This is a genomic window from Aeromonas sp. CD (assembly GCF_033349375.1).
GTDB classification, from domain to species: domain Bacteria; phylum Pseudomonadota; class Gammaproteobacteria; order Enterobacterales; family Aeromonadaceae; genus Aeromonas; species Aeromonas hydrophila.
This window is the reverse complement of the sequence record NZ_CP137631.1, coordinates 794458-812500: the sequence shown is the minus strand read 5'-3', so window position 1 is coordinate 812500 and position 18043 is coordinate 794458. Positions and strand designations below refer to the sequence as shown.

The 18043-nt window shown below is 61.1% G+C and carries 17 protein-coding genes; 9 read left to right on the top strand and 8 right to left on the bottom strand.

Annotation, left to right across the window (positions count from 1 at the left end; genetic code table 11):
• Positions 1-34 precede the first annotated feature (34 nt).
• From R2E40_RS03780 to R2E40_RS03770, 3 genes are all read right to left on the bottom strand, one after another.
• Positions 35-1093: a nitronate monooxygenase gene (locus R2E40_RS03780; RefSeq protein ID WP_318164807.1), complete on the bottom strand. Its 1059-nt coding sequence runs from the start codon at positions 1091-1093 to the stop codon at positions 35-37.
• Positions 1090-1374, bottom strand: a complete 285-nt coding sequence (locus R2E40_RS03775; protein WP_318164806.1) for a helix-hairpin-helix domain-containing protein — start codon at positions 1372-1374, stop codon at positions 1090-1092. Before R2E40_RS03775 ends, R2E40_RS03780 begins: the two co-directional genes overlap by 4 nt.
• Positions 1375-1442: 68 nt before the next feature.
• Positions 1443-2090 carry a ribonuclease T2 family protein gene (locus tag R2E40_RS03770; protein ID WP_318164805.1) on the bottom strand — a complete coding sequence of 216 codons (648 nt, stop codon included), beginning with the start codon at positions 2088-2090 and terminating at the stop codon, positions 1443-1445.
• 230 nt (positions 2091-2320) lie between these two features.
• Between R2E40_RS03770 and R2E40_RS03765 the strand changes: the two genes are divergently transcribed.
• Positions 2321-2881 carry a carbonic anhydrase gene (locus tag R2E40_RS03765; protein ID WP_005309014.1) on the top strand — a complete coding sequence of 187 codons (561 nt, stop codon included), beginning with the start codon at positions 2321-2323 and terminating at the stop codon, positions 2879-2881.
• A gap of 145 nt (positions 2882-3026) precedes the next feature.
• Positions 3027-3320, top strand: a complete 294-nt coding sequence (locus R2E40_RS03760) for a hypothetical protein (RefSeq protein WP_039216062.1) — start codon at positions 3027-3029, stop codon at positions 3318-3320.
• Positions 3321-3388: 68 nt separating this feature from the next.
• Here the strand turns inward: R2E40_RS03760 and R2E40_RS03755 are convergent, their stop codons facing one another.
• Complete coding sequence (locus R2E40_RS03755) at positions 3389-6439, bottom strand: cytochrome c peroxidase (RefSeq protein ID WP_318164804.1); 3051 nt, start codon at positions 6437-6439, stop codon at positions 3389-3391.
• A gap of 193 nt (positions 6440-6632) precedes the next feature.
• Entirely contained in the window at positions 6633-7541 is a 909-nt protein-coding gene (locus R2E40_RS03750; RefSeq protein WP_318164803.1) for an S-adenosyl-l-methionine hydroxide adenosyltransferase family protein, read from the bottom strand.
• Positions 7542-7711: 170 nt separating this feature from the next.
• Here R2E40_RS03750 and R2E40_RS03745 point away from each other — a divergent pair, with 170 nt between their 5' ends.
• Positions 7712-8167 carry a hypothetical protein gene (locus R2E40_RS03745; protein WP_274438976.1) on the top strand — a complete coding sequence of 152 codons (456 nt, stop codon included), beginning with the start codon at positions 7712-7714 and terminating at the stop codon, positions 8165-8167.
• A 6-nt stretch (positions 8168-8173) separates the two neighbouring features.
• Here R2E40_RS03745 and R2E40_RS03740 read toward each other — a convergent pair whose 3' ends face one another.
• Complete coding sequence (locus R2E40_RS03740; protein WP_318164802.1) at positions 8174-9406, bottom strand: MFS transporter; 1233 nt, start codon at positions 9404-9406, stop codon at positions 8174-8176.
• Positions 9407-9625: 219 nt separating this feature from the next.
• Here R2E40_RS03740 and R2E40_RS03735 point away from each other — a divergent pair, with 219 nt between their 5' ends.
• From R2E40_RS03735 to R2E40_RS03715, 5 genes are all read left to right on the top strand, one after another.
• Positions 9626-10495: a LysR family transcriptional regulator gene (locus R2E40_RS03735; RefSeq protein ID WP_017764057.1), complete on the top strand. Its 870-nt coding sequence runs from the start codon at positions 9626-9628 to the stop codon at positions 10493-10495.
• Positions 10496-10636: 141 nt separating this feature from the next.
• Positions 10637-11308: a CsgG/HfaB family protein gene (locus R2E40_RS03730; protein WP_026080239.1), complete on the top strand. Its 672-nt coding sequence runs from the start codon at positions 10637-10639 to the stop codon at positions 11306-11308.
• A gap of 11 nt (positions 11309-11319) precedes the next feature.
• Positions 11320-11679, top strand: a complete 360-nt coding sequence (locus tag R2E40_RS03725; protein ID WP_318164801.1) for a DUF4810 domain-containing protein — start codon at positions 11320-11322, stop codon at positions 11677-11679.
• A complete protein-coding gene (locus tag R2E40_RS03720) occupies positions 11676-12326 on the top strand; it encodes a DUF799 domain-containing protein (RefSeq protein ID WP_318164800.1) in 651 nt (216 codons plus the stop codon). The genes R2E40_RS03725 and R2E40_RS03720 overlap by 4 nt, the downstream gene beginning before the upstream one ends.
• A 204-nt stretch (positions 12327-12530) precedes the next feature.
• Positions 12531-13778 carry a DEAD/DEAH box helicase gene (locus R2E40_RS03715; RefSeq protein WP_318164799.1) on the top strand — a complete coding sequence of 416 codons (1248 nt, stop codon included), beginning with the start codon at positions 12531-12533 and terminating at the stop codon, positions 13776-13778.
• 70 nt (positions 13779-13848) lie between these two features.
• Here the strand turns inward: R2E40_RS03715 and R2E40_RS03710 are convergent, their stop codons facing one another.
• Both R2E40_RS03710 and R2E40_RS03705 read right to left on the bottom strand, forming a co-directional pair.
• Positions 13849-15141: a hypothetical protein gene (locus R2E40_RS03710; RefSeq protein WP_318164798.1), complete on the bottom strand. Its 1293-nt coding sequence runs from the start codon at positions 15139-15141 to the stop codon at positions 13849-13851.
• A gap of 164 nt (positions 15142-15305) precedes the next feature.
• Entirely contained in the window at positions 15306-16067 is a 762-nt protein-coding gene (locus tag R2E40_RS03705; protein WP_318164797.1) for a CphA family subclass B2 metallo-beta-lactamase, read from the bottom strand.
• Between the two features lie 758 nt (positions 16068-16825).
• Between R2E40_RS03705 and R2E40_RS03700 the strand changes: the two genes are divergently transcribed.
• Positions 16826-17860, top strand: a complete 1035-nt coding sequence (locus R2E40_RS03700; RefSeq protein WP_318164796.1) for an SMEK domain-containing protein — start codon at positions 16826-16828, stop codon at positions 17858-17860.
• Positions 17861-18043: the final 183 nt, after the last annotated feature.

The window sequence follows — 18043 nt, the reverse complement described above, 5'->3', positions numbered from 1 at the left end:
ATCCCCCGTTCGAGCCAGCGCTCACGTTGACTTCCTATATAGGCATAACTTCAGCCAACCCGGCTTCTTTTACCCAGCACGAGATCAGCTCGGCAGCCGGCCAGTCACGGCAACCAGAGAGATTCTGGCCGGCCCAGAGCGGCGAACACCCAGCATCTCCCCGCTGTTCGGCCGCACTGCGCAGTGGTGCCAGGGCGCCACTGGCATGAGGAAATGCAGGCATATCTTCAGGCAGCGGGCCCAGCTCTCGCATCAGGCGATTGACGATGCCGCGGGCCGGTCGACCACTGAACAGGTTAGTCAGAGCCGTGTGTCGCCCTGCCGGCGAGTGCAGTGCCGCCCGGTGCAGGGCCGAGGTCGTGGCCTCGTGGCAACAGAGAAAGGCGGTGCCCATCTGCACGGAGCTGGCTCCCAGCGCCAGTGCGGCGCGAATGCTGCGGCCATCGACAATGCCGCCGGCGGCGATGACCGGCAGCCTCACCGCCTCTACTATCTGTGGCAACAAACTAAAGGTACCCTGCTGCAGGCTGAGATCGTCCTCGAGGAAATGGCCGCGATGGCCGCCGGCCTCCAGCCCCTGGGCGATGACGGCATCGGCACCATGGTCGGCGAGCCAGCGGGCTTCAGCGACCGTGGTGGCGCTGGCAAATACCTTGGCCCCGCTGGCTTTCACCCTGGCCAGCAACTCGGGCTCGGGCAATCCGAAATGAAAACTGACCACGGCCGGTTTGAACTCGGCCACCATGGCGGCATGCTCGGCATTGAACGGGGCCCGGCTGGGAGCTGCCGTACCGGCAGTGTCACGTACGCCGTATTCGTCATAGTAGGGCGCCAGCCGCTGCAACCAGCGGGCCTGGACGGCGGGATCCTGCGCCTCCTGCCGGTGGCAGAAGAAGTTGATGTTGAATGGCCCCCCGCTCGCCGCCAGCCGGGTCAGCTCTTCGCGCAAGGTGACGAGGCTCAGCATGGCCGCAGGCAATGACCCCAGAGCGCCGGCCCGAGTCACGGCCAGTGCCAGCGCGCTGTCCTGCACACCGGCCATAGGGGCCTGAATAATGGGGTAGCGCAGCCCCAGTTCGGCAAACAGCGTCATGATGTCGCCTCTCGTTGCTCCATAGAGACACCGCCGACCTGGCTGCGCGCCAGGGCGATGGCCCCATCGATGGCCGCACGGGCCTGCGGGCTGTTCTGCCAGCAGGTCGAGCCCAACATGCTGGCCACCAGCTGCACGATATGGCCGGTGTCGGCCTCGGCCAATTGCGCCAGATTGTGGTAGCCAAGCTGTTCAAGCCGCCCGATGACGGTGGGCCCCACCCCTTTCACGCCGAGCAGCAGCGTCCGCTCCTCGCCCGAAAATCCTTGCTTGCTCTTCATTGTTCAGACTCCTTTCCCATACCCTCATTGCACATCAGGCCCGCGAGGGACCTGATGAAGACAAGTGGTCAACGTACGCTGCGCAGCAGGAAGTCCGGCTGACCGCAGGAGCGCAACTCGCGCTTTTGCATCTCGTCGGAACAGGTGACGGCTGCCGTCCCCTCCTTGTTGATGCAGATATAGACCTCCCGCAGGAAGCGGCCACCGTCGGCACAGGCCACCGTGATGTTGTCCGGGGCCAGCCAGTCGTTGGCGCTGGCCAGATCCGCCTTGAGCTGGAAGCGGCTCTTGCGCAGCGGCTCGGCGGGAGACTGATAGGCGGCCGGGATCTTCACTTTCTGGCGCAGGTCGCTGGCCAGCTGATGAAAGCCGTGCTGGCTCAGACCGGAGCAGGTGCCGTGCTTCTCCCACTCATGGCGATAGAGAAAACGGCTGGGATAGAGCCCGGCAAACTGCTGCTCCATCGCCGGATCCAGCCGCTCGCGGCTACAACTGCTCGGGTAGCCGCGCTGATACTGGGGCCAGAGTCCGTGCAGCACGAATCCCAGCTGGCGGGAACATTGGTCCCGGTCGGCCGGCTTGATGGAGCAATGCTCCGGTGACCAAGAGAGCGCCATGGCGTAATAGTCAAATTCACCGGCCTCCCCTTTGGCCTGAACGGCGGAGGAGAACCAGGGGGCCAGCAGCATGCCGAGCAGCACAACAATCTTCTTCATCTTGGGTATCCAGGGTTATGCACATAATGTCGAGCGGGCCGTTTTGCCCTCGAGAACGGCCATGCTCCCATATTTTGCCCAGAGGGAACACCCTGCCGGGGCGCCGGCCCATGTCGGGGTCAGACCAGTAAAGGGTTTCCCCTCCCGGCACCGAGGCGTAAGCTGACTCTCCGGCGGGCCCGCACGTCCGGCCTGCTTCCCGTCCGCTTTCCTCTTCAACAGGATGTAACATGATCCGCAAGAATCCCTCCGGCCATCTGCCGGTCATCGACGAGTCAGCCTATATCGACAAGACAGCCATCATCTGTGGCAAGGTGATCATCAAGGAGAACGTGTTTGTCGGCCCCTATGCGGTGATCCGCGCCGACGAGGTGGATGCCAGCGGTGACATGGAGCCCATCGTCATCGGCGCCAACTCCAACATTCAGGACGGGGTCGTCATCCACTCCAAGTCCGGCGCTGCGGTCACCATCGGCGAGTACACCTCCATCGCCCACCGCAGCATAGTCCACGGGCCGTGCGAAGTGGGCAACCGGGTGTTCATCGGCTTCAACAGCGTGCTGTTCAACTGCCACATCGGTGACGGCGCCGTGGTGCGCCACAACTCGGTGGTGGACGGCTGCGATCTGCCGCCGGAGTTCTACGTTCCCTCCACCACCCGCATCAACCAGCAGAGCGATCTGGACCACATCCCGCGAGTCTCGGTGGATGCCGCCGAGTTCTCCGAGGACGTGGCCCACACCAACATCGACCTGGTCAAGGGGTACAAGGCGCTCTCCAACGAGTTCTGAGTCCCGCGGTTGCCAGGATCCACAACGGGCGCCAAGGCGCCCGTTGTCATGACTGTAAAGAGGGTGAAAAGGGTGCGTAAAAGCCGTTGAGCTAGCGGTCCGCCTGGCGTTTGATGGGCCATCTTCCCTGGATGGAGTCATCCCCATGTCACGTTACCCCCTCGCACTCACCCTGCTGCTTGCCAGCCTGTCGACCCAGGCTTGCGAGCCGCCAGCCCCACCAACTGGTCGTCCCGATGCGCGCCCGCCGGCGTTGCCCGCGCCCCTCTATCACGCCAGCAAACTGGGCCAGGATCCCCAGGCTACCGCCCAGGCGCTGTTCAAGAACATTCCGCCGGCCGAAGCCGACAAACGCTATGAGGTGGTGGTCAGCGTGCGCGAGCTGCCGCCCCAGCCCATCCGGCTACAATCCGCCACCGCCCCGCTCAAGGGGCAGTAAGGCTCACCACTGGACCAGCCATGAAAAGGGCGCCGCAGCGCCCTTGTCGAGATCATGACTCGAGTCCCTTAACGTGCCCGCACGCAGGCGACGCCGTGAGCCTCTTGCGGCAGATCCGTGATGAGCTCGCCGCTGCCCGGATCGAGCAGGGGGGCCTCCCCGTCGTCGTTGGGGGCATCACTGCTCCAGATCCGGCTGTAGAGCGGCCAGCCCTGCTCCGTCAGCAGTTTCAGCTCCTCACCGCGCTGATGATAGGCGGCAAACAGCGCCGTCAGCTCCCTGGCCGCCGGCAGGCGCCAATCATCGTGGCCACGCGCCACCAGCTGCTGGCAGTAGTCGCGAGCCCGTTCCTGATTCATCACCACATAGTCGTGGGGGAAGGGGTTGTAATCCCCATCTTCATCCCTGGCGCTGCCGTCGTAGGCCAGCGCCAGCCGGTCTGCTTCCACGCGAGTCAGGGGACAGACGAAGATCAGCTCGCCCGCCGCCAGCTCGGGATGACGACAGCCCTGGTTGAAGTCAGGCTGGGCATCCACCACTTGTACCGCCAGTTCCAGCATCCGCTCGCCCGTGCTCACCTGCACCCGGGCAGGCCCCACCGCCAGAGCGTAGAGCACCCCATCACCGTCGACGCTGACCCGCTCCGGCGTCATGCTGCGCCACTGCAAGGGGCCCTGCGCCGGGTTGCGCGTGCCATCGCTGAACCGCAGCTCGACCTGCAGAGCCTGCGTCTGGCCCACTTCCAGCCGGGGCGCTGCCGGCGTCACCTGAAGATCGATCACGATGGCAGGCACCGGCGCCTCGTCAGCCACTCCGCTCAATCCGAGCTCGACGACCGTGGCCGGGGTGCGCCTCGGCTCGGCAGACACGCTGCGCAGGAACTCGCCGATGGCATCCAGCTCGTCGTTGGAGAGACCGAGCGCATGCAGGTGATCGGAGGCTTGCGGGAAGAAGGGATCGTACTGCGCCACCCCGGTCGGGAAGCCCACCCCGCTGCTCCACTTGGTCACCCCGAAGTTGTACATGGCCACCACCCCCTGCACAGAACTGCCGATGCGCTGCGCCAGGATGGGGAAGACCCCGTTGTGCATATAAGGTGCGGTAAACGCCACATCCCGCAGGCTGGGGGTCTTGAAGCGCCCCATGTCCGCCTTTTGGCGGGTGTGCAGGAAGCGGCCACGGTCTTCCAGATTACGGCCATAGTAGGCCAGCCCCACGCTCTCGAACCGGTACTGGCTCAGCAGCGGCCCGGAGTGGCAGTTCATGCAGCGGCCATCGGTGCGATAGAGGTGCATCCCCCACAGCGCCTTGTCGCTCAGGGCCTGCCCGTCGCCTTGGACGAAGCGCTCGAAGTCGCTGTCGCGGCTGATGATGGTGCGCTCGAAGGTGGCGATCGCCTGGGCGATCCGCTCCAGGCTGATCCCCTCGTCACCGAACGCCGTGGCAAAGGCCGCCGGGTAGTCGCGGCTGGCCTGCAGACGCGCCAGCAGTTCGTCGTGATCCAGTGCCATCTCCACCGGGTTGTTGATGGGGTGCAAAGACTGCTCCTCAAGGGAGCCGACCCGGCCATCCCAGAACTGGCTGCTGCTGAAGGCACTGTTGAGGATCGAGGGGGCGTTGCGGGTCCCATTCTGCCCCTGGTGGCCCACAGAGACGCTCAGCCCGTCGCTCCACCCTTTTTGCGGATCGTGACAGCTGGCACAGCTGATGTCTTGCGCCCGGGAGAGCCGCTTGTCGAAGAACAGTTGCTGACCCAGCACCACCTTGGCCCGGCTGTAAGGATTGTCGGCCGGGAAGGGCACCGCCGGCAGCGGCCCCAGCTCCTGCCACTCGACCCCCTCATCAACTCTGGCCGCCGGCCATTGGGCGGCAGGGCCGGCATACTGGGCGCGCAGGGCGGCCATGTCGGGCATGCTGTCGTCACGGATGACCGAAGGGCGTACCGGATAGGGCGCCAGCGCATACCAGATCACGCTGCCCTCCCCCTCCTCGAGCCAGCTGCCCGTGGCGGGCTGGTAAAGAGCGGGGCGGCCGGCGCCGTCCTGCAGCCAGATCCGGGTCGGCACAGCCAGGGCAAAGGTGTGGGGGTAGCGCCAACTCTGCTTGTCCGCCGCCAGCAGCCGTTCGAATTCGGCCAGACCAGGCAGTCGCCAGTCACTGCGTCCGCAGCCGGTTGGCACCACCCCCAGCCCGGCACGGCTGGCCTGCGGCAACGCACTGCTGCCGCTGGCGTGCAGCCAATACTGGCTGCCCTTGACCCCGGCGGTGCTGCGCACATCGTGCAGGCAACGCCAGTCAGTGCCGCTCGTCAGCCGACCCTGCTCATCAAGGCGCAGCAGGTCGGCCGTCTCCGGCTCGTCGGGCTGGCTGGGTTGGGCGGGATAGAGCAGCAGCCTCGCCGCCTCGATGGGGCCGCTGTTGCTGCGCCGATACCAGCTGCGCTCCCCCTGATCGGCACGCAGGGCCAGCAGCATCTGCCAGCTGTCCGGATAGTTGAGCTCGGCCCCCGGCTGACGCTGGGCCAGCAACAGGGTTGCATAGTCCTGAATGAGCGGTTGCTGCTGCAGACGGATCTGTGCCAGTTGCCCCCACTCGCCCTGATCGAGGGTACCGTCCCCATTGCGGTCGGCCAGCAGGAACAGCGCAGTCTCCTCTTCATCCAGTCGCAAGGAAGGTGCGTCAGCGCGCCGGGCCGACAGGGCCGTGGCGCCGAGATCGGCTACCCGGGCCGTCGCGGCGCGTAGAATATAGCTGCCGTCGCTCCCCACCAGCTCCAGCGGCTGCTTCAGCAGCAAACCGGCCGGCAGTGTCATGACCAGGGGGCGCTCCTCCCCCACATCTCCGCTCACCGCGATGCCGGTAGCGGACTGGCGCAGCAGCAGGGTGGCCCCCTGCCCCAGGCGGGTCGTCACATCGAGTCGCACGGTCAACTCGCTGCGGGTATGGGTCGGTACCGGTTCAATCGGCGGCTCAGTGGGCGGCGTCACCACCGGAGGTTCTACCGGCGGCTCTACCACGGGCGGTGTCACCACCGGCACAGAGGGAACGGGCGCCTGGCTATGGTTGTCATTGCAGGCAGTCAGGATCAGCAGGCTGACCAGTAAGAGGCTGGTTTTCATCGTGCAAAGGGTGAGTGGTCTGAGGAGTCGGCGATTATCCAGTTAAATGACAATCATTATCAATACAGCCTTGCAAATATGTGTTTTGACAACAACCACGCTGTCGCGGGCGCCATGACAAGAGGGCAGGCATCCGTCGATGCCTGCCCTCTTTATCTCCGTGTACCGGTCAGCCGGCGACCTCGGCTCGCGGTCAGGAGCACTTCTTCAGGCTGATATGCCAGTTGGCGCCGGATTGCACCTGATGTTGGGCGGCGAAGCTGTCCATGTTCAGCGCCACCGACACCTGCAGCAGGCTGTTGAGGTAGACCAGCGGCTGACCTTCCGGCACATCGCCAAAGCTGCTGACATAGGGGGCCTTGCCCTCGTACTTCAGTGCATCCCCTTCGCTGATCTTGATGCAGGCATTGTCACCCTTGTTGATCCCCGCCTTGGTCAGCAGGCTGTCGTCGATGTTGGTCCAGACGTTGCCATACTGCACGTCCAGGATCGGAATGGTGCCCTTGAGGGTGCCATCCTGCTCGGCCACTGCCGGCTGATAGGGGATCTTCACCACCTCGGCAGGCAGTTTCGGGCCCACCTGCTCGTAGCTGATAGCGCCGGAGGCGAGCCGGGCACCGGTGTAGGCATAGACGTCGCGGCCGTGGAAGGTGTAGGACTTCTCGGAGCCCTTGAGGCGGTTGGTCTTCTCGTCGATCTGGCGCACGGTATCGATGCCGAAGTGCTCCGCCACCAGGGTCAGGGTGCCGTTGTCCGGGCTGACGATGTAGTGGCCGCTCTTGGTCTTGAGCACCACCGACTTGCGATCGGTGCCGACCCCCGGATCCACCACGCTGACGAACACGGTCCCCTTGGGCCAGTACTGCAGGGTCTGATAGAGACGGTAGGAGGCTTCCCAGAAGTTGTAGGCCGGGATCTCGTGGGTCAAGTCATAGAGCGGCAGGGTGCGATCCACTCCGAAGGCGACCCCCTTCATGGCCGAGACGGCGCCATCCTTGAGACCGAAGTCGGTCTGGATCACCAGCGCCTCGTTGGCGGTGGCAAGGCCGCTGGCCAGCCACAGGGCGAGCGCAAGCGCACGGGGGGCGGTACGAATATCCATATCTGAACTCCTGAAGGTAATAACAAGACAACCATCTAGACATCCAGAATGCCATTACTTCCATATATTGCAAGCCGTATTCCCCGGATGGGGGGCGCCGAAAGCCCTCGCCAGCAGGTCGCGGCGGGTGTATGGATAGGGCTGAGTCGCGACCGCTACAAGGAGAGCCCATGACCCACAACCAGACCGCCATCCTGCTCAGCCTGGGGGAGCACAGCAGCCAGCTGCAGCTGACCCGGACCGACGGCACCCGCTTTACCCGCGACTTGGGCTTCGGCCTCGAAGCCATGACGCCGGGCCCGTTTCGCCGGGATCCGCCGAGCGCGCTGGAGCTGGAGCAGGCCATCATGGTGGTGGAGGACGTGCTGATGCCGCTGGCTGCCGAGGTACCGCCCCATGAGGTGGTGACCCTGCAGGCGCCGCTGCCGCTGGCCGAGGTGCTCGGCAGTCGTGAACTGAGCCGGGAGAGCCTGGAGCAGCTGTTCGGCCAGTTTGCCGCCATGGTGGAGGGTGACCCGCTGGCTGCCGCCAACCTGCCCAAGACCCGGCGCTTTGCCGCCGCCCTCTTGATCCTGCGCGAATGGATGCACCATCTGTCGGCCGAGCGGGTGGTGCTGGCCGACTGAGTCACGCTAGCCGGCAGCCGGCTCGAAGCGGGTGCGCCAGGCCGCCCAGGCCAGCCCCAAGCTGATCAGCTCGCTGCCGACGGTGAGCAGATCCACCGCCGCCTGCACGCCGGCGCCATCGCTGACCCAGCCCAGCAGCACCGGCACCCAGTTCGCCACATAGGCGACCACGTAGAAGAGCGACACCAGCCGGGCGTGGCTGGCAGCCGGCGCGATGCGGTTGACCAGGGTCGCACTGCCGACGAACACCGCCCCCTGGGCGTAACCGGCCACCAGCAAGCCGAGCACCGCCAGCCACCACGACTGGGCATGCACGGCGCCGGCAAACAGCAGCATGCAGATCGCCAGCGCCAGGGCACCGCTTTGCAGGGTGTGACGGGCATCGAGCCGACGGGCCCAAAGCTGGCAAAGGCCGGAGAGCACCATGTAGGCCGCGATGAGATAGCCGAACAGGCCGAGATCCCGCAGCCCCAGCAGCTGGCTCGCCACCTTGGGGCCGATGGCCAGCAGGCTGGCCGCCACCGCCCAGGCGGTAAACAGCGCCAGTGCACAAATAAAGAAAGCCGCCCCGGTGGCCTTGAGCCCCTCTCCCAGCGATCCCCTGCCCTGCTGCGTTGCCGCAGCCGGCGCCCCTTGCGCGCGGGCGGGCCAGCTCAATGCCACCCCCGCCATGGCACAGGCCGCCAGCCCCATGATGAGCAGGAAGGGCAGTTGGGTCGGATAGCACTCCAACTGCAACGCCAACCCGCTGAACACCGGGCCGAGCGCCAGCCCGGCAGTGAAGGAGAGGGTGGCGCTGAGGGCGGCCCGCTTGCCGCCATCGCGCGGTCCAAAGCGCAGCAGGGCCACGTTGGCGGCGCCGGTCAGGGCGCCGGTGCCGATCCCGGCCAGCACCCGCGCCAGCAACAGCGACCAGAAGGAGTCCGCGAGGGAGAACAGCAGGGCGCCCCCCAGTACCGCCAGCAGAGCCGGCAGGATCATGGCGCGCAGATCGCTCACCCTGCCCGCCAGATTGCCCACCCCGAACAGGGAGATCAGCACCCCGCCCGCATAGCCGCCGTAGATGAGGGTGAGGCTGACATCGCTCAGGGCCAGCGCCTGCTGATAATGGGGATAGAGGGGAGTGGGCACGCTGCTGTTGAGCAGCGCCGACATCAGCGCCAGCGGCAGAAACAGCAGGATGGCGCGATGGGAGGTGGCCGCCGCAGAGGGGGTGGCAGCACAGAGAGATGATGACATGCAAGGCTCCGATGAGGGCGGGCAAGGCCGCTGACGAGAGGCGCCATGATAGCGCCCATCGAGGCCCCTCGACAGCGACACAAATGCATCAGTCTGCTTCAATAATGCATGTCAGTGACATCTATCTGCATGTCGACAAGGGCACTCTCGCCTTGTGATCCCGCCGGCACTGGCTTCTAATGGGCACGCCCCGCCGGGGCACTTTGAGTGGGAGGCTCGATGATCAACTGGGACGACGCGCGGTTTTTTCTGGCATTGGCACGGCAGGGCACCCTGCGCGGCGCCGCCGGCGTACTGGGGGTCGATCAGGCCACCGTGGGTCGCCGCATCACGGCGCTGGAGCAGAACCTCGGCTCCAAACTCTTTATCCGCACCCCCAAGCTCTATGATCTCAGCCCCCTCGGCGAGGCCATGCTGGCGGATGCCAGCGCCATGGAGCAGGCCATCAAGGCCATCGAACGCAAGGCGAGTGCCGGCGACCAGAGCCTGTGTGGCGAGGTGCGCATCGCCACCACCGATACCCTGGCCCAGGCCTTCGTGCTGCCCGCCCTCACCCTGCTGCGCGAGCGCCACCCCGGCATCCGCCTCAGCCTGCAGACCGCGGTCAGCGTCAGCGACATCGCCTACCGGGAGGCCGATCTCGCCATCCGCGGGCTGCGTCCGGACAACGACGAACTGGTGATCAAGCGCCTCACCACCATAGAGATGGGGCTCTACGCCTCCCGCGACTATCTGGCCCGCCACGGCACACCCAAGAGCGGCCACGCTCTCAGCCAGCATGCCCTGCTGCTGTTTGCCAGGGAGCTGGTCTCCCGCCACTGGCACAGCCTGTGCGGGGAGCCGCTGCACGAACCCAACGTGGTGCTGCAGTGCAACGCCCAGCTGCTGTTGCTGGCGGCGGCTCGCCAGGGGCTCGGCATCGCCCTGCTCTCCACCTTTCTGGCAGACAAGGAGCCGGAACTGGTGCGCGTGCTGCCCACCCTGTGCGATCCAGTCGACATCTGGCTGGTGCTCCACCCCGACTTGCAAAAAGCCAGCCGGGTGCGCGCCGTGGTGGATGCACTGGAAGAGGTGTTTCACTGTCGCTGACGGGTCACGCCATATCTTTGCCAATACAAACTAACTGAATGCTCAGTTATTGAACTGACCAGCCCCCCATTCGGGGCACTTTCTTCGCAGCGAACCATGCTAGAGTCCCACGCTGTTTTTCCTTATTAAACGGGACCTTATATGAAGAAGTTCGTTGTTTCATGTGGTTTCATCCTGATGGCGAGTTTGTTGGCTGGCTGTGCCAGCGAATCTTCCCGTTCTCTGGATGTCCCCAAAGTTGCCTCCTACCAAAGTCACTATCAGGGCACTCGCAGCCCGATCTCCGTCGGTAAATTTGATAACCGTTCCAGCTATATGCGCGGCATTTTCTCCGATGGCGTGGATCGACTGGGCAGCCAGGCAAAAACCGTCTTGATCACCCACCTGCAGCAAACCGGTCGTTTCAGCGTGCTCGATCGTGACAACATGGATGAGATCAAGGCAGAAGCGGGGATCAAGAAACAGGCTCAAGCCCTCAAAGGGGCTGACTATGTGGTCACCGGTGATGTCACTGAATTTGGTCGCAAGGAAGTTGGGGATCATCAGTTGTTCGGCATCCTAGGTCGCGGCAAATCCCAGATTGCCTATGCCAAGGTCAATCTCAACATTGTCAATGTCACCACCTCCGAAGTCGTCTTCTCTGCCCAAGGAGCTGGTGAATACGAACTGTCCAATCGAGAGATCATCGGTTTCGGCGGTACCGCAAGCTATGACTCAACTCTGAATGGCAAAGTGCTGGACTTGGCCATACGCGAAGCAGTCAACAATCTGGTGAACGGTATTGAGACCGGCGCCTGGCATCCGGCGCAGTAGGAATAATAAAAATGAAACAGTTCAAGCTATTCACCTTGCTGGCAGCGGCCATGCTGTTGACTGCGTGTGCTCAGGCACCACGTTCTCTCTACAACTGGGATCAGTACCAACAGGTTGTCTATCAAAACATGGAAGGCAACGAAACCAGCGTAGAGGAGCAAATCTCTGTCCTTGAAAAGAACCAGCAAGAGGCAAGTGCCAACGGACAGGCCGTTCCCCCCGGTTTCCATGCCCATTTAGGCATGCTGTACGCACAACTGGGCAAAGATACTGAAACACGGCAGCATTTTGAGACAGAAAAACGTCTGTTCCCGGAATCGGCTCCCTTCATGAACTTCCTGATGTCCAACAAAAAAGGGGCTACCCAATGAAGATGCCCGCCCTCTTCTCACTGATGTTCGCCACTCTTCTGCTGGCTGGTTGTGCACAGCGCCCCTCTTACGATTACACGGCGTTCAAAGAGAGCAAACCGACCTCCATTCTGGTATTGCCCCCGTTGAACCACTCACCCGATGTCAAAGCCGGGGCAAGCCTGCAATCTCAAATCACGCTCCCGCTGGCTGAGTCTGGTTACTATGTGCTGCCTGTCGCCGTCACCAATGAGACTTTCCGTCAAAACGGCGTGACGGAAGCGGCTGACATTCATGCGTTGCCAATCAAGAAGCTGCACGAGATTTATGGTGCCGATACCGCCCTGTATCTGGACATCCAGAACTACGGCACCAGCTATCTGGTTGTGTCCAGTGAAACCGTAGTCACTGCCAGTGCGCGTCTGGTCGATCTTCGAACTGGCAAACTGTTGTGGGAAGGTAAAGCCAGTGCCAGCAGCGCAGAACAGCAGAGCAATTCTGGTGGTGGCTTGATCGGTATGCTGGTCGTTGCTGTCGTCAACCAAATTGCCAACACCATGACCGACAAGGGACATGAGATTGCCGGGATCACCAGCTTCCGGCTGCTGAGCGCCAATATGCCCAATGGCATCCTCTACGGCCCTCATTCTCCCAAGTATCAAAAATAACCTTGCTTGGTTCAAAGAGGGCTTAGGCCCTCTTTTTTGTTGCCACCATCATTGATGGCTGTCACTGCTTGCTGATGAACTCTACCCTTCATAGCCCCACTCCCCCAACCCAGCTTCTGCCGACCTTCCTCTATCTGTTACCATGCTGGCCATCAAGACTGTTTCCAGCGCGGCGCGGCCGCGCTCATCCCGACGGGTACCCTTATGTCCATTGCCTCCTTCGCCGACCTGGCACTCTCCCCCCGCTTGCAGCAGACCCTGACCGAGCTTGGCTACGCCGCACCGACCCCGGTGCAGGCCAGCGCCATCCCGGTCATTCTGGCGGGGCGCGATCTGATGGCGGGCGCCCAAACCGGCACCGGCAAGACCGCCGCCTTCGTGCTGCCGCTGCTGGAGCAGTTGCTGGCGCAGCCGCAAGGGGAATCCCGCCCCATCCGCGCCCTGGTGCTGGTGCCGACCCGCGAGCTGGCGGTGCAGGTGCATGAGAGCGTCACGCGCTACGCCAAGGGCACCGACCTCACCAGCACGCTGGTCTACGGCGGGGTGAGTATCGCGGCGCAGGTGGAGGCGCTGAAAGCCGGGGTGGATATCCTGATCGCCACCCCGGGCCGGCTGCTCGACCATCTGCGGCAGGGGGCTCTGAATCTGGCGGCGCTGCGCCATCTGGTGTTTGACGAGGCGGATCGGATGCTCGACATGGGCTTTATGGACGAGATCAAGGCGCTGCTCAAACAGATCCCGGCGGATCGCCAGACCCTGCTGTTTTCGGCCACCTGCGATGACAACCTGTTTGCCTTGAGCAAGGTGCTGCTGCGTGACCCGGCACTTATCGAAGTTGCACCGCGCAACACCACGGCGGCCGAGGTGGAGCAGCGGGTCTATACGGTGGACAGCGATCGCAAGCTGGCGCTGGTCGAACACATGCTCAAGGTGAAGGGCTGGGCGCCAGCCCTGATCTTCAGCCGCACCCGCCAGGGGGCCGACCAGCTGACCCAGCAGCTCGGCAAGGCCGGCATCAATGCACTGGCCTTCCACGGTGACCTGTCACAAGGCGTGCGGGAGAAAGTGCTGCTGGAGTTTCGCGCCGGCACCCTGCAGGCGCTGGTTGCTACCGACGTGGCGGCCCGCGGCCTCGATATCACGGAACTCAACTACGTGATCAATATGGAATTCCCGTTTGTGGCTGAAGATTACGTGCACCGCATCGGCCGCACCGGTCGCGCCGGCAACAAGGGTCTCGCCATCACCTTGTTCAGCCCGGAAGATGCGCCGCTGCTGGAGAAGGTGGAGGCGGTGCTCGACACCCGCTTGCCCCAGCAGTGGTTCCCGGGTTTTGAACCGGATTTGACCCGTTTCGAGCCCGAACCGCGCCGCAGCAGCAAGGCAGCCCAGAAGCAGCGTGCCAGAAAGCAGGCGCTTGCAGGCAACAAGGGTGGCAAGGGCCGGCGCTAAGCCGCCCCGGCACCGCCAATAAAAAAACGCCCGACCGGGCGTTTTTTATTTTTCGGCTAACCGCTGGCCGCTATGAATCGGTGACCAGCACGGGCGGCAGGGCCCGCAGGATCCGCTGCTCGGCCAGGGTGGAGAGCACGAACATCACCAGATAACCAAGGCCCAGCGCCACGATAATGGCCACCACGTTAGTGGTGAAGCGGGCCACCAGGTAGTAGGCCGCCACCAGCGCCACTATGCCCACCGCACGGATCAGCAGGCTCTGGGTAAAGTGGCCGTGGGCCTTGATGTAGGCGAGCTGATAGCCGTTGAGCATCATGAAGATGAAGAAGAGGGAGAAGTGCAGCAGCACCGGCACGGCCCCCACGTAGTCGGCCGGGAACAGCAGCGACACCAGCGGCTTGCCCGCCAGCAGCATCACCAGGAAGAAGACCAGGCTGACGATGGCGCTGAGGCGGAAGATCCAGCGCCGGATCAGGCGGATCTGGCGGTGATCGCCGCTGCGCAGATTGACTGCCAGCTCCGGCAGCACGAAGCGGTAGATGGGGAAGACGAACAAGGTGGTCATATAGGTGAAGATGGGGCGCACCACCACCTGAAAATCCCCCAGCTCGTCGAGGCTGAAGTGGCGGATGGTGAGCAGCACCGTGATGTAGATCATCAGGATGCTGGCCCCCGCCTCGAGGGATGCGGTAAAGCTCTTCTTCACATAGCTGCGCATCTCGGGGCCAAGCTCGACCCTGGCCAGCGGCCGGGTGGCGATGGCCCGACGCCGGTGCAGATACATGTAACCGGCGATGGCGAGCGAGGAAAAGGTCAGCCCGTAGAAGAGCGAAGAGAGCGCATCCAGGCCAAGTGCGAAATAGCAGACCATAAACATCAAACCGTTGGCCAGCGGCTCCAGCCAGGTGACCCGGTTGGAGATCCCGTACATCCGGTACATGGCCACCAGATTGGTGAAGTAGACCTTGAGCCCCAGCCCGAAGATGACCCCCACCAGTTGCAGATATTCGGCCCGGATATGGAGCCCGTGCTTGATGTAGGGGATCACCAGCCCCCAGGTGAGCAGCACCATGCCGATGAGGAAGTAGCGGAAGATATTGATGATGTCCCGATCGTTTTTGGTCTGGGAGTAGCTCACCACCATGGAGGAGCGAAAGCCGGTCATCAGGATCAAGGAGAGGGAGATCAAATCCACCACGCTGTTGAACAGCGCCAGATCCCCCTTGGCCACCCACTGCGCCAGCCACACCTTGAAGGCGAAGCCGATGATGATGCTGGCAAGGGACGCCCACATGCCGGTGATGAAGGCCTGCTTGAGGCGGCCAAGTGAATCGGGTTGTTCGTCTTGAATTGCGTGCATCACGAAAGGCCCGCTAACTGCGCGAAGAGAGGCCCATCTTATGAAAGGGGGCCGCCCTTGAACAGCCCGAAACAGGGGGCAAGGGCGCTCCCCAGCCAGAAACGCCCGGCCGGGGCGCCTTCTTTAGTGTGTCCAGCGCGTCATCCGGCTGCCATCACAGCGGCTTATGACTGGGGCGAGGCCTTGATCAGCGCCTCGTAGTGATCGATAAGCTCAGGCCCGTGCAGCGGCGAGTCGTGACCACCCACCACCGTCTTGATCGGCAGCTTCATCGCTTTCAGCCGCTCAAGCGTCTGTGGATACGCCTTCACATCGGCAAAGCTCAGGTTGCCCAGCTTCTCCTTGAGGATGCAGTTGCCATAGAGCACCTGCTCGTCGGGGAAGTAGACAAAGATGCCGTCCGGCGTGTGGGCCGGGCCCACGTAGAAGGCGCGCAGCTTGCCCTCTTGCAGGGTGAAGTCGCCCTCGTGCACCACGTTGGGCAGCACCAGCGGCAAGTCCGGGTACTCCGGCAACCCCTTGCGGGTAAAGGCGACAATCTCGGCCCAGTCGCTCTTCATCAGATCCCGGGTCTGGCGCGTCGCCACCACCTTGGCCCCGATGGACTTCCAGTAGGCGTTACCGCCCGCCCGGTCGGTGTGGTAGTTGGTGTTGATCACCTCCAGCACCGGCTTGCGGCTGACCCGTTTGATCAGCTTGTGCAGCTCGCGGGCGGTATCCGGCGTCCAGGTCGCCCCCACTACAGTCACTCCCTTGGCCCCGAAATAGACCATGGAATTTTCCTGTACGTAGTAGTTATCTTCGACAACATAGACAGGACCGCTCACCTGCGTCAGCGACATCCCCGCCGCCCGCACGCTGCCTCCCCAGAAACTCGCCATCAGCACCACGGCCCCGGCCAGCCCGCACTTTATCCAACCTTTCATCATCTTGCTCCCTCACTCCAACCGGCCCCTCGCCACCCCAGTGACAAGCCGGGCCCATTTATCAGTGGGCAGAAAATACGGGGAATTTGTGAAGGGAAAATGGGCTTGTGTGAAGAGAAGGTGAAGTCAGGGGGAAGTCGGGAGAAATCGGCAGCGACATCCTGTTTGCGAACGTCCGAATACGCTTCGCTATTCGAACCTACAACACAGATAGCGACCCCTCACCCTAACCCTCTCCCGAGGGAGAGGGGATGGCCCGAGCCAATTCCAAGCCCGGTTGCCAGACCAAATCAGAGACGCATATTTGCTCCCTTCTCCCACTCTTGATCACAAACAAGGGGAGAAGGGCCGGGGATAAGGGGGAGGTAGGAATAAGCCACATCATGTAGGGTCGATTAGCGCAGCGTAATCGTCCGTTTACCGCCGCGCACTGAGTTCATTACAAGACCGGCAGGAAACTCTGGATTTCAGCGGCTTCTCAGTCACGACCTATCCTCGATCGCCTTAATTTTCTTCTCTATTCGAAGCTACGGCCCTGTTCTAATCTACGGCCCTTATGAAAAAACTATAAAACTCATATGAGTATTGATATGATCACGATTAATCAAACATAAATGTTGCTGACAAACTCCACCTACTGAGTTTTACATGAAAATTATGTTTATATAAATCAGTTCCAAGGAAACTAGGAATTTAATATACATGAAAAACTTACCTCTTTGAATGTTCAATATTTAATATAAGGAAACAGAAACAAAATGATTACAAGAGGTTATTTTATTGGTCAGATCATTGATGAACTAACCGCAGTTTCCCAACAAGTCAAAAACCGAGCAGGTCTTCAGCTTTTTGATCTGAATCGCTACCTTGAGGACTTCTTCAAAGAAGTCCTCAATATTGTCTATGGCTACAACCTAATCAATCTCAATGAAGAGCGCTCAAACAATCCAGGTTTGGACTTGGGGGATGAAAAAGCCAAAGTTGCCTTTCAGGTGACCTCCACAAAGACTTCAGAGAAGGTCAATGAGACTCTTAGAAAAGCGGCAACACAGGTCGATAAATTCCAGAAAGTTTATGTATTGATCTTGCAAGAAAAACAGGGTAGCTACACCTTGGATACTGAATTAGCAAAGCCATTTAGCTTCATCGCTGACGAGCATATCCTAGATATTGGTGACGTTTTTAAGAAGGTCTTGTCCCTTCCAATTGCACAGCTTCAATCTTTGCATCTCCTTGTAAGTAAGGAAGTTGCAAGAGTCAAGATTGAGCTGGAAATCCCTGACGAAAACGGAATATTCCAAACGAATATAGAAGAATTCGTTGAGAAAATTCCTAGTGCCAAGTTCGAAGGAATTAAAACCTATTATAAATATCTTCAAAAAGAACCGATAGGTTTAGGTAAAGAATACGGTATCAGTGAACAAGATGTTACAGAGGATTTCCAATTTTTTATTATAACGCTGAAAAATCTTCCAAGAATTACCAGACAGTTCTATGCCTTCCTTCTTGCTCGTGGAAAATGGGATGACACAAAGAGATTTATCAACACTGATTACTTACAGAGGATTTGTAAATACCCAGATATGGAAGGTGAACTTCGCCTTTTAGTAAACGCTGATTTATGTGTGTTACATGAGCCTGACGAATGTCAAAAAAGTGCTGAATGGTACATTAATACTGTTAGGAAAGCCAAAAGCCATGAATTTACTTGGGAGTTTATGGACTTTGTAGAAAAAAACAGTATTAATTTGGAAAAAGTAATAGTCAGTTTGGATTTCTCGGATTTCACATAGAAAAAATAGATAAAGCCCACCAGCGATGTTGGTGGGCTTTATCTCTCATTAAATAAAAACTAACCAGAAGTATTTAGTTCCTCAACCGCAATCACCCCAACGGCGGCGTGCGGGGCGGCATCATACGCTTGCTGCCGGTGGATTCGAAGGCCGAGGCAAAGCGCAGCAGCTTGTTGTCGTCAT

Bases quoted from the DNA above. Each gene is read 5' to 3' on its own strand.
- R2E40_RS03765 (WP_005309014.1), top strand. From the start codon at position 2,321: ATGATCCGCAAGAATCCCTCCGGCCATCTGCCGGTCATCGACGAGTCA.
- R2E40_RS03760 (WP_039216062.1), top strand. From the start codon at position 3,027: ATGTCACGTTACCCCCTCGCACTCACCCTGCTGCTTGCCAGCCTGTCG.
- R2E40_RS03780 (WP_318164807.1), bottom strand. From the start codon at position 1,093: ATGACGCTGTTTGCCGAACTGGGGCTGCGCTACCCCATTATTCAGGCC.
- R2E40_RS03720 (WP_318164800.1), top strand. From the start codon at position 11,676: ATGAAGATGCCCGCCCTCTTCTCACTGATGTTCGCCACTCTTCTGCTG.
- R2E40_RS03745 (WP_274438976.1), top strand. From the start codon at position 7,712: ATGACCCACAACCAGACCGCCATCCTGCTCAGCCTGGGGGAGCACAGC.
- R2E40_RS03715 (WP_318164799.1), top strand. From the start codon at position 12,531: ATGTCCATTGCCTCCTTCGCCGACCTGGCACTCTCCCCCCGCTTGCAG.
- R2E40_RS03710 (WP_318164798.1), bottom strand. From the start codon at position 15,141: ATGCACGCAATTCAAGACGAACAACCCGATTCACTTGGCCGCCTCAAG.
- R2E40_RS03730 (WP_026080239.1), top strand. From the start codon at position 10,637: ATGAAGAAGTTCGTTGTTTCATGTGGTTTCATCCTGATGGCGAGTTTG.
- R2E40_RS03750 (WP_318164803.1), bottom strand. From the start codon at position 7,541: ATGGATATTCGTACCGCCCCCCGTGCGCTTGCGCTCGCCCTGTGGCTG.
- R2E40_RS03775 (WP_318164806.1), bottom strand. From the start codon at position 1,374: ATGAAGAGCAAGCAAGGATTTTCGGGCGAGGAGCGGACGCTGCTGCTC.
- R2E40_RS03705 (WP_318164797.1), bottom strand. From the start codon at position 16,067: ATGAAAGGTTGGATAAAGTGCGGGCTGGCCGGGGCCGTGGTGCTGATG.
- R2E40_RS03740 (WP_318164802.1), bottom strand. From the start codon at position 9,406: ATGTCATCATCTCTCTGTGCTGCCACCCCCTCTGCGGCGGCCACCTCC.
- R2E40_RS03735 (WP_017764057.1), top strand. From the start codon at position 9,626: ATGATCAACTGGGACGACGCGCGGTTTTTTCTGGCATTGGCACGGCAG.
- R2E40_RS03700 (WP_318164796.1), top strand. From the start codon at position 16,826: ATGATTACAAGAGGTTATTTTATTGGTCAGATCATTGATGAACTAACC.
- R2E40_RS03755 (WP_318164804.1), bottom strand. From the start codon at position 6,439: ATGAAAACCAGCCTCTTACTGGTCAGCCTGCTGATCCTGACTGCCTGC.
- R2E40_RS03770 (WP_318164805.1), bottom strand. From the start codon at position 2,090: ATGAAGAAGATTGTTGTGCTGCTCGGCATGCTGCTGGCCCCCTGGTTC.
- R2E40_RS03725 (WP_318164801.1), top strand. From the start codon at position 11,320: ATGAAACAGTTCAAGCTATTCACCTTGCTGGCAGCGGCCATGCTGTTG.